At 63.4% G+C, this 18,273-nt stretch carries 3 protein-coding genes; all 3 read left to right on the plus strand.

Annotated features, from left to right (window positions below; translation table 11 throughout):
- The first annotated feature begins 24 nt into the window (after window positions 1–24).
- The 3 genes from C1Y41_RS10980 (at window position 25) to C1Y41_RS10990 (ending at window position 18,271) form a co-directional block, all read left to right on the plus strand.
- Window positions 25–14,574 carry an Ig-like domain-containing protein gene (locus C1Y41_RS10980; protein WP_104085459.1) on the plus strand — a complete coding sequence of 4,850 codons (14,550 nt, stop codon included), beginning with the start codon at window positions 25–27 and terminating at the stop codon, window positions 14,572–14,574.
- Between the two features lie 71 nt (window positions 14,575–14,645).
- A complete protein-coding gene (locus tag C1Y41_RS10985) occupies window positions 14,646–16,097 on the plus strand; it encodes a TolC family outer membrane protein (RefSeq protein ID WP_104085460.1) in 1,452 nt (483 codons plus the stop codon).
- Window positions 16,094–18,271 (plus strand): type I secretion system permease/ATPase, encoded by a 2,178-nt coding sequence (locus tag C1Y41_RS10990; protein WP_039380067.1) that lies wholly within the window; start codon window positions 16,094–16,096, stop codon window positions 18,269–18,271. The genes C1Y41_RS10985 and C1Y41_RS10990 overlap by 4 nt, the downstream gene beginning before the upstream one ends.
- Window positions 18,272–18,273: the final 2 nt, after the last annotated feature.

Consider the following 18,273-nt stretch of genomic DNA (forward strand, 5'->3'; position numbering starts at 1 on the left):
ATATCTGCGCGGGATCCCGATAACATGAACAATATTTCTATCACGCCCAAAGGTGGGACGATTGCTAACGAAGTGAGCGGTACTCAGGTTACGCTGAACGCACCCAGTGTGGTTAAACTTAACCTGAATCAGGCTGACATTAAGGCTTTCACACGCAATGGTAATGATTTAGTCGTAACCACTAAATCAGGTGAAACACTTGTTATTCATGATTTTTACAGCGCCAATGGCGACAGCGATCTGGTCCTGCAGGACGATCGCGGTGCGCTCTGGTGGGTTGAAGATCCCGGCACAGAGGGCTTTCAGTATGTGTCGATCGACAGCACTGAAGGCCTGCTGGCAGAAAACGTAACGGATAACGGCACGATTGCCGCATTCGGTATTGGCGGCGCGGCTCTGGCCGGTATCGGGGCGCTGTTTGCGACCGGCGGCGGTGGCGGTGGCGGTGGCGGTGGCGGTGGCGATGACGATACGGGTAATTCCGGCGGCGGCACTAATCCCGGTAACGGAGGCAACAATCCTGGCGGCGGCGATCCCGGCAACGGTGGCGGCAATCCTGGTAACGGCGACACCACCGCACCCGATCCGGCCGGAAATATCGTGGTCAGCGACAATGTCGGCAGCAGCCAGGGGCCGTTACTCAACGGGCAAACCACCGATGACAATACGCCAACGCTGACCGGTACGGCGGAAGCGGGAGCCGTGGTTAAAGTGTATGACGGTTCCGTTCTGCTTGGCAGCGTCACGGCGGGAGCAGACGGGCGCTGGAGCTTTACCACACCGGCACTGAATAACGGCAGCCACACGCTGAGCGTGACGGTCACCGATGCGGCAGGCAATGTTAGTCCCGCCACCAGCGGATTCGTGATCAATGTCGCCGCCGGCATCGCACCTACCAGCAGCACGCTGGAAATCACCGATGACAGCAGCCCTGCGCTGCGTACGCTGCCGGACGGGTCCAGCACGCGTGACACCACCCCAACCCTGAGCGGGCTGGCGGGCGCCAATGAGCTGGTTACGCTCTATAACGGCACTACCGTACTTGGCAGCACGCTTGCCGACGCAAGCGGGCAGTGGAGTTTTACGCCTGCAGCGCTGCCGGATGGCAGCTACGCCTTCCGCGCGGTAGCCACCGATGCCGCCGGAAATAGCACATCATCCGTCACGCTGACCATTACTATTGATACGGTGCCGCCAGCCGTCGCCAGCGATCTGCTGCTCAGCAGCGACAGCAGCGGCCCGCTCGCGCCAATTGCCACGAATGGCGTGACCCGTGATACCACGCCGGTGTTAAGCGGCAGCGCTGAACCAGGCAGCGTCATCACCGTACGTGACGGCACGACGGTACTGGGCAGCGCTATCGCAGACAGCGACGGGCGCTGGAGTTTTACCACCCCGGTGCTGAGTGAAGGCAGCCATACTCTGACTACTACCGTGACGGATGCGGCAGGCAATACCGGCCCCGCTTCCGCTCCGCTGCAGCTGACGGTTGATACCACGGCTCCGGAGGCGATAACCGATGTGCGGGTCTTTGACGACGCGGGCGACAGCCAGGTTGAGCTGCCGCAAAACGCCACTACTGATGACAATACGCCCGTGCTGAGCGGCAGCGGGGAGCCGGGCGCCTCGGTCAGCATCTACGATGGTGACGTACTGCTTGGTGTGGCCCTGGTTGACGTTAACGGCAGCTGGCAGTTTACCACCCCTGCGCTCAGCAACGGCGCGCACAGCTTCACCGTTATCAGCACTGACGCGGCCGGTAACATTGGTCCGGCCAGCACACCTTTCACGCTTAACGTCCAGGCGGATCTGCCGCCAGCGACCACGCCGCTGGAAGCGGTAAGCACCGGTGATAATACGCTGCAGCCGCTGACCGACGGCGCGACCACGCGCAGCGAGGAGTTAACGCTAAGCGGCGTCAGCACGCCGGGCAACCTGATTACACTCTTTGACGGAAACACTGAAATCGGCAGCGTTGTCGCCGATAGCAACGGCCAGTGGTCGTTTGCCCTGCGCGGTCTGTTCCAGGGGCTGCACAGTTTCTACCTGCGTACTACCGATGGCGCAGGCAACGTCACGCAAAGCGCGCCGCTGAATATCACCGTCGACAGCGTGGCACCGGCAGCGGCTGATGCGCTGACGCTAACCGGCAGTGACGGCAGCACCGTAGTCAATATCGCGCCGGAGAGCACCGTTAACGATGCCCGGCCGGTGCTGAGCGGCACGGCGGAACCGGGTGCGCTGGTGACGATTCGTGATGGCGACACCGTGCTGGGCAGCGTGACCACCAACAGCGACGGCAGCTGGCGCTTTACCACGCCGCAGCTGGGTGAGGGCAGCCACAGCCTGACCACCACCGTAACCGATCTGGCTGGCAACAGCAGCCCCGTCTCTGCGCCGCTGAATTTTACCGTAGATACAGTCGCACCAGCGGCGGTCAGCAATCTGCAGGTCACTGATAACGCAGGCGGTAGTACCGGCCCGCTGACTTCAGGCCAGCTCACCGATGACAACACGCCGACGCTGAGCGGCACGGCCGAAGCGGGCAGCGTGGTGCGCATTTATGACGGCGACGTGCTGCTGGGCAGCGCCGTTGTGGATAGCAACGGCAGCTGGAGCCTGACGCTGCCGGCGCTGAGCAACGGTCAGCATAACATTACCACCACCGTGACCGACGCTGCAGGGAACGTCAGCCCGGCGTCACCGGCGTTTACGCTGGCGATTGATGCCGGCAGCGTGCCGGCAACCAGCTCACTGGAGGTAACAGATGACAGCGGCAGCACGCTGGTTACGCTGGCAGATAACGACAGCACCGGCGATAACACCCCGGTGCTGAGCGGCGTCGCCACCGCTGGCGACGTGGTCAGACTCTATAGCGGTACTACGCTACTGGGCAGCGTCGTCGCAGACGGTGACGGCCAGTGGCGCTTTACGCCTGCCGCGTTAGCCGACGGCCCCTATGCGTTCCGGGCGGTTGCCACCAGCGCAGCGGGGGCGGAGACCTCCTCATCGGTTATCAATATCACCATCGATACCAGCGTGCCCGCCGCGCCGTCCGGCGTTCAGCTCAGCAATGAAAATGGCGATCCGGTTACGCCAGGCAGCAGCACCAGTCTCACTACGCCGACGCTGAGTGGCACCGCGGAGCCTGGCTCCACGGTGACCATCCGCGACGGTGATACGGTGCTTGGCACCGCCACCACGGATGCTCAGGGCAACTGGAGCTATACCACGCCGCCGCTCAGCGATGGCGAACACGCGCTGACCAGCACGGTCACCGATGCGGCCGGCAATACCGGCCCCGCTTCTGCACCGGTAGCGGTAACGGTAGACACGCAGCCACCGGCCGCCGCCAGCGGTCTGCAGCTGAATAACCAGGAGGGTAACGCGCTGCCGGCGGGCGGTGCCACGAATGAAACCACGCCGACCCTCAGCGGCAGCGCCGAGCCGGGCAGCATCATCACCGTTTCTGATAATGGCGACGTTCTGGGCAGCACCGTGGCGGGCAGCGACGGCAGCTGGAGCTTTACGCCGCCGCAGCCGCTGGATGAAGGCCCGCACGCGCTTACCACCACCGTAACCGATACGGCGGGCAACACCGGGCCGGCCAGTGCCCCGGTCAGCGTGGTGATCGACACTACTGCACCCGCGATCGCCAGCGATCTGCTGCTGAGCAACGGGCAAAACGGTAACGAAATCACCGGCATCACTAACAGCACTAAGCCGGTACTCAGCGGAAGCGCTGAGCCAGGCAGTACCGTCACCGTTTCTGATAACGGTAACGTGCTGGGCAGCACCACCGCCGGTAGCGACGGCAGCTGGAGCTTTACCTCACCGGTACTGCAGCCGGGTGAACATAGCCTGACCACGGTTGTCACCGATCCGGCTGGCAACAGCGGGGCAGCGTCCACGGCAGTGGTGTTTACCATCGATACGACTGCGCCAGCGGCACCCGCTGCTCTGCAGGCGGCTAACGATGAAGGTACTGCGCCGGTTCCGGTTAACAACGGTCTGACGAATGACGCTACGCCGCTGCTGAGCGGCAGCGGCGTGGCCGCAGGCAGCGTGGTGACAATTTCAGATGGGGATGAGGTACTGGGCTCCGTTACCGTGGGAGAGGGGGGAAGCTGGAGTTTTGCCCCAGACGAACCGCTGGCAGACGGTGAGCACAGCCTGACGGCCGTCACCACCTCACCGGCAGGGAACAGCAGTGCGCCTTCTGCACCGCTGGTGCTGACCATTGATACTACACCGCCCGTTGCGGCAGGCGGCCTGCAGCTGAGTAACGATCAAAACGGTAACGCCATCAACGCCGGCGGCGTAACTAACGACACCTCGCCGGCGCTGAGCGGCAGCGCTGAGCCAGGCAGCACGGTCAGCGTCTATGATAACGGCACGCTGCTGGGCAGCGTCAGCGCTGACGGCACCGGAGCGTGGCGCTTTACGCCGGAAACGCCGCTGGCAGCCGGACCGCACAGCCTGACTACTACGGTCACGGATGCGGCGGGTAACCGCGGCGATGAGTCTGAACCGCTTAACTTTACGGTTGAAACCACGCCGCCGCCTGTGGCGGACGATCTGGTGCTGAGTAATGACAGCAGCGGCACGCTGGTGACGGTCACCAACGGGACTACCAGTGATACTACCCCGGTGCTGAGCGGCACGGCGGCTGCGGGCAGCACGGTAACGGTACTTGACGGCACCACGGTGCTGGGCAGCGTGGTCGTGGATGACGGCGGTACATGGCGCTTTACGCCAGAGTCGCCGCTGAGCGAGGGTCCGCACAGCCTGACGGCTACGGTAACCAGCCCGGCGGGTAACGTCAGCGAGCCTTCTGCTGCGCTGGTGTTTACCGTTGATACTATTCCGCCAGCGGCGGCAGGCGAGCTGCAGCTCAGTAACAACGACGGCGAAACGCCATTGCCGGTTGATAACGGCGTGACCAACACGACGTCGCCGGTGCTGAGCGGCAGCGCCGAACCGGGTGCGCTGATCACCGTTTCCAATGGCGACACGGTACTGGGCAGCGTAACCGCAGATACAGACGGCAACTGGAGCTTCACGCCAGAGGCACCGCTGCCTGAGGGCGATTACAGCCTGACCACTACCGTTACCGATCCGGCGGGCAACGTCAGCGCGCCATCGGCACCGCTGAATTTCACCATTGATACAACGGCACCCGAAGCTGCAGAGGCTTTGCAGGTCAGCAATGAGGCGGGCGGCGTGGCGCGCCCTGTCGATGAGGCCGGTGCGACTAATACCACCTTGCCGGTGGTAAGCGGCACGGCGGAAGCGGGCAGCATCGTGACCGTCTATAACAACGGCGAAGTACTGGGCAGCGTCACTGCAGGCAGTGACGGCGGCTGGCGCTTTACGCCGGATGCGCCGCTGGCTGAGGGCGATTACAGCCTGACCACGCGAGTGACTGACGCCGCCGGTAACACCGGCGCGGCCTCCTCTGCATATAACTTCACCATCGATACCACAGCCCCTGGCGCCGTAGTCGACCTGACCGCGAGGGATGACAATAACGCACCGATCACCGGCGTCACCAACGACGCCACACCGGTGCTGAGCGGCAGCGCTGAGGCAGGTAGCCTGGTAACGCTCTATGACGGAACAGCCGCTATCGGCTCTGTCCGGGCAGACGCAGACGGGGCCTGGCGCTTTAGCGACACGGTCCTGACCGATGGCGCACATACCTTACGGGCCACCGCGACCGACGCCGCAGGCAACGTCAGCGCTACAGGCAACTCTGTGACCCTGACGGTGGATACCAGCGTGCCGGCTGCACCTGCTTTCTCCGTCACTTCCGGCGAAGGCGTGCCGGTTGCCAGTAACGGTTACACCAGCGACAGTACGCCGCAGCTCAGCGGTACGGCCGCCGCCGGCAGTCTCATCACTATTTATAATGACGGCACGGCTATCGGCAGCGTGGTAGCCGGTGGCGATGGCGGCTGGCAGTATACGCCCGCAGCCCTGGATGATGGCAGCTATGCGCTGAGCATTACGGAGACGACGCCGGCGGGCAACGTCAGTCCGGCCTCGGCAGTAACCACGATTAACGTGGATACGCAGGCACCGGAAGCGGCGCAGAACGTGCTGGTTAACAATAATGAAGGCAGTACGCTGGTGCCGATCAACAGCGGTGACGTGACCAACGACGCGACGCCGCAGCTGATCGGTTCAGCCGAGCCGGGCAGCGTGGTGCTGATCTATGACGGCGCTACGCAAATCGGTTCGGTTACCGTGAACAGCAGCGGCAGCTGGCAGTTCACGACCGGCGCGCTTACGCAGGGCGAGCATAACCTGAGCACCGTTGTCAGCGACGCAGCCGGGAACACCAGCCCCGCTTCGCCCACAATCACCTTTACCGTGGATACGGTCGCACCGGCTGCGGCCACTGAGATCGCGCTGGTGAACAACAATGGCGCTACGCCGCAGGCGATTACATCCGGCTCCACCACCGGTGACAACACGCCTGAGTTCTCCGGTCGCGCAGAGCCTGGCAGCACCATCGTTGTATCTGATGGCAATCTGATCCTCGGGACCACCACGACCGATGCGCAGGGTAACTGGAGCTTCTCGCCGATCCTCAGCGACGGCCCGCACAGCCTGAGCGTGACGGTCACCGATGCTGCCGGTAACAGCAGCGCGCCGGGTGCGCCGATCGCCTTTACCGTGGACACCACGGCGCCTTCCGCCGTTACGCAGCTGACGCTGAGCAACGATAACGGCACTGCGCCGGTAGCCGTTCCCAACGGGGGCTTCACTAATGATGGCACGCCGCTGTTCAGCGGTCGCGGAGATGCGGGCAGCATTATTACCCTTACCGATCAGAGCGGTACGCTGCTGGGTTCCACCACGGTAAACGGACAGGGAAGCTGGAGTTTTACGCCTGCCACCGCGCTGGCGGACGGCAGCTACACCTTTACCGCCACGGCATCTGACACGCTTGGTAACGTCAGCGCACCGGTGACTTTCAGTGCGATCGTTGATACCACGCCGCCGGCGGTGGCAGCGAACATCGCGCTGACGAACAACGACGGCACCACGCCGGTGGCTATCGCCAGCGGCAGCATCACCACGGATAATACGCCGTTCCTCAGCGGCACCGCAGAGCCGGGCAGCGTGGTAACGATTCTGGACGGAACCGCAATACTGGCCAGCGTGACCACCGGCAGTAACGGACAGTGGGGCTATCAGCTGCCGCAGCTGGACGATGGCAGCTACAGCCTCACCACCACGGTGACCGATGCGGCCGGTAACACCGGTCCGGCTTCTGCTCCTGTCGCCTTTACCGTGGACGCCACGCTGCCGGATGCCACATCGCTGGTGGTCAGTAACGACAACGGTACGACACCGCAGCCTCTGACAAACGGCGCGCTGACCACGGACAATACGCCACTGCTGAGCGGCACCGCGGAACCCGACAGCCTGATTACGCTGTATGACGGCGGAGTGGTGATTGGCTCGGTGACGGCGGACGGCGACGGCAGCTGGAGCTTCAGCTCACCGGTACTGACCGACGGCCAGCACACGCTGAGCGCCACGGTCACCGATGAAGTGGGCAACGTCAGCGCACCGTCCGGTGCGCTGACCATCACTATTGATGCCACTGCGCCGCAGCCGGCAGGCGATCTGCTGCTGCAGAATGATATACAAGCGACGCCGGTAACCATCAATAGCAACAGCGTAACTCCTGATGCGACGCCGCTCATCAGCGGTACCGCAGAGGCAGGAGCGACCATTATTGTGTATGACGGTGCGCAGGAGGTTGGCAGAACCACCGCCGATCCTCAGGGGGCCTGGAGCCTCAACACCAGCGCGCTGGCTGAGGGGGCGCACACCCTGACGGTGACCGCCACCGATGTAGCGGGCAACGTCAGCGAGGTGGCGTCGACGGTCAGCTTTACGGTCGATACCAGCACGCCAGCCGCGGTGCTGAGCTTTGATATCTACAACAACGCCAGCACCACGCCGGTGCTGGTGGCGAACAACGGCTTCGCCAGTGACAGCACGCCGGTGCTGCGCGGAACCGGCGTCGCCGGCACGGTAGTGAATATCATTCAGGATGGAGCCATCGTTGGCACCACAACCGTGGGTGAGAATGGCGTCTGGCGTTATGAATCCGCAGCGCTGGACGATGCAACCTATGCCTTCAGCGTCTCGGTCAGCAACGCGGCGGGCACCGCCGGCCCGATTACCGGCCCGATTACCATCACTATCGACACGGTGGCACCGGAGGCAATTGACGATCTGCTTGTTACCGACAGCGTCGGCGGCGCTGAAGGTCCGCTGACGTCAGGCGCGATCACTGATGATAATCTCCCGGCCTTCAGCGGCACGGCGGAGACGGGCAGCACGATAACGGTCTATGACGACAACGTGCTGCTGGGAACGGCCACCGCTGACGAAAACGGCAGCTGGAGCTTTACGCCAGATGCCGCGCTGTCAAACCGCGAGCATAGCTTTACGTTCACCGTGACCGATGCGGCGGGTAACGTCAGCCCGGCTACTGACGCCTTCACGCTGACCGTTGAAGCCAATCTGCCACCGGTCGACAGCACGCTGCAGATCACCGATAACAGCGGCAGCACGCTGGTAACGGTAGCAGACGGGGCCGCTATCCGTGACAACACGCCGGTCCTGCAGGGAACGGGCCCGGCAAATGGCACTGTAACCATTTCTGATAACGGTACAGTGCTGGCTACTCTGCCGATAGACGCGAACGGACAGTGGAGCTATACGCCAGATCCGGTACTGGATGAGGGCGCGCACGCGATTTCTGTCGTCAGCACGGATGAAACCGGCAATCCTGGCGATCCGTCAGCGGTGATTAATTTCATTGTCGATACCGTCGTGCCCGACGTCGTCACCGATCTTGCGGCGGCCAATAACAACGGTGCCACGCCGGTGCCGGTAACGGATAACGGCGTGACTAACGACAGTACGCCACAGCTCAGCGGCACGGCGGAAGCGGGCGGGCTGGTGACCATCTACGATGGCAATACGGTAATCGCTTCGGTCACTGCTGACGGCGACGGCGCATGGAGCACCACGCTGCCGCTGCTGAGCCAGGGCGCGCACGCGCTTAGTGTGACAGTGACCGATGCGGCGGGCAACGTCAGCGATCGCTCCGGCGCGCTGAACATCACGGTCGATACGGTAGCCCCTGCGGCCGGCACGGTGAACGTCACCGCGGGTGATTCGGCTACGCCGCTCACCAGCGGAGCAACCATCAATGACAGTACGCCAGCGCTGAGCGGCACCACGGAGGCAAACGCCACGGTCAGCGTGTATGACGGCACCACGCTGCTCGGTACCGCTATCGCCAGCGGCGCGGGCGCCTGGAGCTTTACCCCTGCCGCGCTGGGCGAGGGCAGTCACGCCCTGAGCGTGCGCGTCACCGATGCGGCCGGTAATACCGGTATCGCCTCTGCCGTCACCACGGTGGTGGTGGATACCGTGGCACCGGCGGCTATCTCCGGCCTGACGGCGGTCAATAACAACGGCAGCACGCCGCTGACTATCGCGGCTGGCAGCACCACCAGCGACAACACGCCGCAGCTGAGCGGCACCGCTGAGGCGGGCAGCATCGTTACCGTGCGGGACGGCACCACCGTGCTCGGCTCGGTGACCGCCGGCACCAACGGCGCGTGGAGCTTTACCACCGCCGCGCTGGCGGATGGTCCGCACACGCTGAGCGTGAGTGCCGCCGATGCGGCGGGCAACGTCAGCCCGGTGAGCGATATCAGCTTTACCGTGCTGACCGCAGCGGTCGCCCCGGTCACGGCACTGACGGTAACGGATAACGCCGGCGCGATTCAGGGGCCGCTGACCAGCGGTACGCCGACTGACGATACCACGCCAACGCTCTCCGGCAGCGCCGCGGCAAACAGCGTGGTGGTGATCAGTGAAGGCACTACGGTGCTGGGATCGGTGGTGGCAAACGGCGACGGAGCCTGGAGCTTCACCCCTGCCGCGCTGAGCGAAGGTACGCATCCGCTCAGCGTCACGGTACGCGATGCGGCGGGCAGCAGCAGCGATCCGGTGAACTTTACCGTAGTAGTGGATACCACTGCGCCAGCCACCTCAACGCTGGTGGTGACCAACGATGTGACCAGCGCAACCATCCCGGCGGGTGGCTACAGCAGCGATGCGACGCCGACCTTAAGCGGCGTGGCGGAAGCGAACGCCATTGTCACGGTACGCGACGGTAACGCGGTGCTGGGCTCGGTGACCGCTGATGCGGAAGGACGCTGGAGCTATGTCAGCACTACGCTGAACCAGGGACTGCATACCCTGAGCGTCACCGCCACCGATGTGGCGGGCAACGTCAGCGGCGCGACCAGCACCACGCTGATTGTGGATAGCGTGGCGCCGGTCGCCGTGAGCGGCCTGAACGCGGCTAACAACAACGGCAGCGCGCTGGTGGCAATTGCCGCCGGCGGCACCACCAGCGATGCCACTCCGCTGCTCAGGGGCACGGCAGAGGCGGGCAGCGTGGTGACGATCCGCGACGGCGACACCGTTCTCGGATCGGTAACGGCGGGCAGCGGCGGCGCGTGGAGTTTTGTCACGCCGGCGCTGGCAGAGGGGGCACACACCTTTAACGTTACCGCCAGCGATGCGGCCGGTAACGTCAGCCCGAATGCGACGCTGACGCTGACGGTCGATACCACTCCGCCAGCCGCAGTAAGCAATCTGGTGGTCACCGATGACGCCGCGCCGAACACCGGTCCTCTGACTAACGGCGCCGTGACCAACGACACCACGCCGGTGCTGAGCGGTACGGCAGAGGCGGGGGGCGTGGTCACCGTCTATGACGGCACTGCAGTACTGGGTTCCGCTGTGGCCGACGGCAGCGGCGCGTGGAGCTTTACGTCGCCCGCGCTGAATAATGGTCCGCATGCGCTGAGCGTCACGGTGCGTGATGCGGCAAGCAACGTCAGCGCGGCGTCGCCCACGGTCGCAATCACCGTGGACACCGTAGCGCCGGCTGCGCCAACGCTGGTCGTGACCAACGACGTGGCGAACACTACGGTGGCGAACGGCGCAGCAAGCGGCGACAGCACGCCAACCCTGAGCGGCAGCGCCGAGGCCAATAGCCTGGTGATTATCCGCGACGGCACCACGCTACTCGGTTCAGTCACCGCCAGCGGTACCGGCAGCTGGAGCTTTACCCCTGCTACAGCGCTCGCTGAGGGATCGCATACCTTCAGCATCACCGCCACCGATGCGGCAGGCAACGTCAGCAGCAGCGTCAGCTCAACGGCGATCATTGATACCGTTGCGCCAGGTGCGGTTACCGGTCTGGCTGCCGCCAACAACAACGGCAGTACGGCGATCGCGATTCCCAATAATAGCGTGACCAGTGACAGCACGCCGCTGCTGACCGGATCCGGTGAGGCGGGCGCACGCGTAACTATCCTTGACGGCAATGTTGCGCTGGGCACGGCGATTGTCAGCAGTAACGGCAGCTGGAGCTTTGTCAGCCCGGTGCTGAGTGAAGGCAGTCACACCCTGAACGTGACCCAGACCGACGCCGCCGGAAACGTCAGTCCGCCAGCCAGCATCACGCTGACGGTGGATACGGTGGCGCCGGCAGCGGTCAGTAACCTGACGATCACGGACGATGTGGCGCCGGTGACCGGACCGCTGGCAAATGGCGCAGTCACCAATGACGCGACGCCAACGCTGAGCGGGACGGCGGAGGCGAGCGCGGTCGTCACGGTGTATGACGGCAGCACGGTGCTGGGATCGGTGGTGGCAGGCAGCGACGGCGCATGGAGCTTTACGCCAGCTGCGCTGAGCAACGGCGTGCATTCGCTGAGCACGACGGTACGTGACGCCGCGGGCAACGTCAGCCCGGCGACGCCGGCGGTGTCGATTACCGTTGATACCGTGGCCCCCGCTGCGCCAACGCTGGTGGTCACCAACGACATTAACAACACCACGGTGGTAAATGGCGGCGCGACGCGCGACAGCACGCCAACCCTGAGCGGCACGGCCGAGGCAAACAGTCTGGTGATTGTGCGCGACGGCACCACTGTCCTGGGGTCGGTGACCGCCAGCAGCAGCGGCAGCTGGAGCTTCACGCCGGGAACAGCCCTCTCCGAGGGATCGCACACCTTCAGCATCACCGCCACTGATGCCGCGGGTAACGTCAGCAGCAGCATCAGTTCGACGGCGATTATCGACACCACGGTGCCGGTTGCCGTAACCGGCCTGACCCTGGCTAATAACAATGGCAGTACGGCGATCGCTATCCCTAACAACGGCGTGACCAATGACAGCACGCCGCTGCTGAGCGGATCGGGCGAGGCGGGTGCACGCGTCAGCGTTTACGACGGCACTACGCTACTGGGAACTGCGACCGTCGGCGGCAGCGGCAGCTGGAGCTTCATCACGCCAGCGCTGGGTAATGGTCCCCATACGCTCAACGTGACGCAGACCGACGCGGCGGGTAACGTCAGCCCGCAGGCTTCGGTCACGCTGCGGGTTGACACCGTAGCGCCGGTGGCCAGCACGCTCACCATTACGGATGATGCGGGCAGCGCGCCGGTAACGCTGACCAGCGGTGCCTTTACGCGCGATACCACGCCGACGCTGAGCGGTACGGCAGAAGCGGGCGCGCTGGTGACCATTTTTGACGGCACGACCGCACTGGGTTCCGTCACGGTGGGTACGGGCGGCAGCTGGAGCTTTACCACCGCGGCGCTGAGCAACGGGGCGCATACCCTGAGCACCACGGTGACTGATCCGGCAGGTAACGTCAGCAGCACCAACGTAGCGACCACCATCACCGTTGACACGGTTCCACCGGCGGCGGTATCCGGATTGCTGATCAACAGCGCCGGCACCAGCGTCACCGGCAGCGGCGAGGTCGGCGCAACGGTGACGGTCCGCGACGCCAGCGGCGTTACGCTCGGCACCACTACGGTGGGCAGCGGCGGCAGCTGGTCAGTGGCGCTGAGCACTGCGCAGACTACCGGTGCCACGCTCTCGGTGACGCAGAGCGACAGAGCGGGCAACGTTTCGCCATCGGCGTCGCTGCTGGGAGCCATCCGCGTTGTGGCGACCAACGATGTTAGTGAGGTTGATTACGGCACCACGCAGGCCACCATCAATAACGGCACCGTGAACTCTTCGCACACGGCGCTGCTTACCCTGGGGGTCGGCTCGCTACTGGGCGCCAGCGTGCTCAATAACGGTAACGCCTATATCTTCAATGTGGGTCAGGACGATTTCCGCACGGTAACGCTCTACGGCTCAGTAAACAGTATCGGCGTGGCGGCTAACTACTCGCTAAACCTCTACACGCAGCTGAGTAACGGCTCCTGGCAGCTGGTGAGTTCGCAGAGCAACTACATCAGCTCTCTGCTCTCAATCGGAACGATTCGCGGCGGTAACGTCACCTACAGCAATCTGAGTACCGGTAACTACGCGGTAGTGGTCGGCGCGAATACCAACCTCAGCGTACTGCCCACCACTACCGTGAGCACGGTGTCAGACTACACCACGCTGGCGGTGACCACGGCGGCCACCGTCACCGGTAATCTGCTGGCGAACGACACCAGTTCGATAGCCGGTACGGTACCGGCCGGTGTGGCGGTTACAACGGCGGGCGGCGCAACGGTTGCTGGCACGGGTAATACGGTGATCAACAGCAGCTACGGTACGCTGACCCTGGATGCGCGAGGCAACTATACCTATGCGCTGAAAGCGGGACTGAATATCGACACGCTGCCGGCGACGGATACCTTTACCTATTCAGTGCGGGACGCCAGCGGCACGGTAACCTCCGCCACGCTGACGGTAACGCTGCATAACGGCCCGGCGGCCACGCTGTTTGCCGCCACCAGTCTGCTGGCGGAAAGCAGCAGCGCTGAGCATGACGCGAGCGGCAGCATCTGGGCTGACAGCGCCGGCACGCACAGCGGAACCTTAACCATCACTAATGCTCTGGGGGCAGAAACCACGGTGGGAGCGGCCGGTATGACGCAGGTAGCCGGTGAGTTCGGCGTGCTGCAGGTCAGCGCCAGCGGAAGCTACACCTACTCACTCAATGCGGATGTTAACGTCCAGAACATTACGCATAAGGAGGTATTCAGTTACACCCTGGCGGGCCGGGACGGCACCCTGACCAGCCACAGCTTCACCATTGAGCTGCACCCGACCATTAACGGAACCGGCGGTAACGATACGCTGACCAGCAGCGCCTACGATGACACCATCACCGCTGGCGCCGGCGCAGATACGCTGGTTTACCATCTGCTGGATCGCGCTGATGCCACCGGCGGCAACGGCCACGACACCTGGACCGACTTTAACGTCGCCCAGGGAGACAAGATTGATATCAGTGAACTGCTGATCGGCTGGAATGATTCCACAAGTAATATTAATGATTTCGTGAAAGTGGACCATACTTCTGATGGCAGCACCGTGCTTTCAATCGATCGTGACGGTAGCGGGACGGGCTACAGCACTACGCAGCTGATCACGCTGGAAGGCGTTAACGTGTCACTGGAGGAGCTGCTGCAGCAACCGCACCAAAACCACACGGCATAGTGGTGTGTGACGCAGGGAAGCATCACGGGCACAGGAGGTGCCCTTTCTCTATTCTGACTGGTGGATAATCGATGGATCTGATGCAATCCGGCGCACCTTTTCGCCGTTCCTCTCTGCCCGCCGCAGTAAGCGCGGGCTTTCTGTTGTTTTACAGTGCGCATCTTAGTGCCGCCAGTGAGACGCTGATACGCGCTGGATCTATTACGCAAAGCGAGCTGGTTCAGCAGCAGGAGCTGCCGTCGCTCGCGGGCGAAGTCGCCGAACCGGCGCTAAGCCGCGTGCCGGAGACCCTGACAATTGAGCAGGCGGTGCAGCGTGCGGTGCAGTGGCATCCTGATATCGCGCAGGCGATTGGCACCATGCTGGAGCAGGCGAATCAGGTCGATGTGGCAAAAGCAAAATATTATCCGCAAATCAGTGCGGGCATGAACAATGGCTATAGCAACAGTTACAGCGGCAGCGGCTTCAGCCCCTCATTTGTGCTGTCGGTGTCGCAGATGCTTTATGACTTTGGCAAAGTCAGCAGCTCGGTGCGCTCTGCCGAGGCGGGCGTGGCGCAGGAGCAGGCAAACGTGCTGGTGAGTATCGATAGCGTGGCGCACGATACCGCAGCGGCACTGGTTCAGGTGCAGGGCTATCAGCAGCTGGTAAAGATTGCCCGCGATCAGCTCAGCGCCCTGAGCCGGATTGGCGTACTGGCGCGGCAGCGTAATGAGGAGGGCGCGGCCTCGCTCTCCGACGCGACCCAGACCGATGCGCGTATTGAAGGCGCGCGCACCACCCTGACGCAGTATCAGGCGAGCCTTAACCGCTGGCGCGCAACCTTAGCCACCTATCTGGGCTGGCCGCTGGTAAAGCAGGTCAGCGACCAGTTTCCCGCAACGCTGACCCGCGGCTGCGCCAGTGGCAAAGCGGATGACAAAACCAATCCGGCGGTGCTGGCCGCGTGGGCGCAGGCTAATCAGGCGCAGGCCAAACTTGATAACGCCAGCGCGCAGAACCTGCCGACTATCTCGCTGGAACCGCAGGTTACCCACTATCTCAACGATCGCTACGCCGGTAGTCAGTCGCTGGACCGCACGCAGTACTCTGCCTTTGTCAAAGTCGAGATGCCGCTTTATCAGGGCGGCGGGATCACCGCCGCGCGTGACGCCGCCGCCAGCGCGCTACAGGCGGCGAACGCAGCGGTAAATTCGGCACGGCTGAAAGCGCGTCAGCAGCTGAGCGAGTCGCAGAATGAAGCGCTCAGCCTGTCGCAGAGTCTGGCGATCATGGGGCGCCAGCAGGCGCTGGGCGAGAAAACCCGCCAGCTCTATCAGGATCAGTATCTGCAGCTCGGCACGCGCCCGCTGCTGGACGTACTCAATGCCGAACAGGAGGTGTGGCAGACCCGCTTTACGCTACAGCAGACCGTAAGCCAGCTGCGATCGCTGCAGCTCGACTGCCTCTACAGCACCGGACAGATCCGTTCAGCCTTTACGCTTAATAACCAGCGCATCCAGACCGTGGAGATTCAGCCATGACCCAATTACCGATTCCGGACGCGCCTGAGGGCCAGTCCGCCAGCGGCGGCGAGCTGCCGCTTAACGGCTGGGCCACGGCCATTATTCAGATCGCCACCCACTACCGGCTGCCCTGTTCGCCGGGCATGATCATGGCGGCAGCGGAGTGGCAGGGCAAACAGACGCGCGATAAAGCGCTGCGCCATCTGGCACGTCAGGCGGGGCTGTCGCTGCAGCTGTTTGCAGAGGAGAGCCGGGAGATCACGCGCTGGCGCCTGCCGCTGGCAGTAGAGCTGGATGATGGCCAGGTCGGCGTGGTGACGGCGTTTGATGGTGATGACCGCGTTCGGGTGCACTTTTCCGGCGATGAACAGCCGACGCCGGTGATGCTCACCGATCTGCTGCCCGCCCTCCGCGTGGTGGCCGCGCTGCGACCGGTGGCGGCGGCGAAAGATAGCCGGGTCGATCGCTATCTCGCCACCGTTCGCCCCGACTGGCTGCGGCGGCTGGTGCTGCACGATCTGCGTCCCTACGGCTATGTGATGCTGGCGTCCTTCTTGATCAATCTGCTGGCGCTGGTAGGGATTGTGTTTTCGATGCAGGTCTATGACCGGGTGATCCCGGCGCAATCTTATCCCACGCTCTATGTCCTCTATGCTGGCGTGATCATTTCGGTGGTATTTACCTATATTCTGCGCGTGGGCCGCGATCACGTCACCGATCTGCTGGGCAAGCGCGCCGATATGCGCGTCTCCGATCGGGTGTTTGGTCATGCGCTGCGGCTGCGCAACAGCGTGGTGCCGCGCTCTACCGGCACTTTTATCTCCCAGCTGCGTGAACTGGAGGCGATCCGGGAAATGGTGACCTCAACCACCGTGACGGCGATTGTCGATATGCCATTTTTCCTGCTGTTTCTGCTGGTTATGGCGATTATCGCGCCACAGCTGGCGTGGATCGCCCCGGTGGCGGTGCTGCTGATGGTGTTGCCGGGCCTGCTCAGCCAGAAAAAACTGGCGAAGCTGGCGCAGCAGGCGCTGAAAGAGTCCACGCTGCGTAACGCAGTGCTGGTGGAGAGCGTACAGGGGCTGGAGGATATCAAGCTGATGCAGGCGGAAGATCGCTTTCTGCAGCAGTGGAACAGCTATATCCGTATCACCGCGCAGTCGGGCGTGGCGATGCGTAAGGTGATGCACTCGCTCATTAGCTGGGGCGTAACGGTGCAGGGGCTGGTTTACGCCAGCGTCATTGTGGTGGGCGCGCCGATGGTGATCAACGGCGATATCACCACCGGGGCGATTGTCGCGGCGTCGCTGCTCTCCTCGCGCATGATTGCGCCGATGGCAACGCTGTGCGGCGTACTGGCGCGCTGGCAGCAGGTCAGGGCGGCGAAAACCAGCCTCGACGGCCTGATGAATCTGCCGGTAGAGAACAGCAGCGATGAGACGCGTATTCACTGTCCGGTGCTGTTTGGCCACTATCAGTTCACCGACGCCATGTTTCGCTACTACAGCGACTCGCTGACCATGGCGCTGCGCATTAAATCCCTGACCATTCAGCCTGGGGAGCGTATTGCGGTGCTGGGCCGCAACGGCTCCGGTAAATCCACGCTGCTGCAGGCGATGGCGGGCGGCATGGATCTGGTGAGCGGTGAGCTGCGGCTTGATAACCTCAGCCTGCCGCACATTGACGTGGCCGACGTGCGGCGCAACGTCGGGCTGCTGACGCAAAACGCGCGTCTGTTTCACGGTACGCTGCGTGAAAACCTGACGCTCGGCGCGGCGCACGCTACCGACGACGCCATCTTCTCTGCGCTGACGGTGAGCGGCGGAGCGGAATTTATTCGCCGCCTGCCGCTGGGGCTGGATCACCCGATCATGGAGGGGGGCACCGGCCTCTCCGGCGGGCAGCGGCAGTCGCTGCTGCTGGCGCGCATGCTGCTGCGCGATCCTAATATCGTGCTGCTGGATGAACCCACCGCCGCGCTCGACGACCATACGGAGAAAGAGTTTATTGAGCGCCTCGGCGCATGGCTGAACGGCCGCACGCTGATCGTGGCGACGCATCGCGCCGCGATTCTGTCGCTGGTGGATCGGATACTGGTGCTGAAAGAGGGGCAGCTGGTTATGGACAGTCCGAAAGAGAAAGCGCTGCCGCCAGCGCGCAGCGGCGGAAATCTGCCGGAGGTGAACGCATGAAG

This window comes from Pantoea sp. ICBG 1758, assembly GCF_002928325.1.
Classification (GTDB): Bacteria; Pseudomonadota; Gammaproteobacteria; order Enterobacterales; family Enterobacteriaceae; genus Pantoea; species Pantoea eucrina.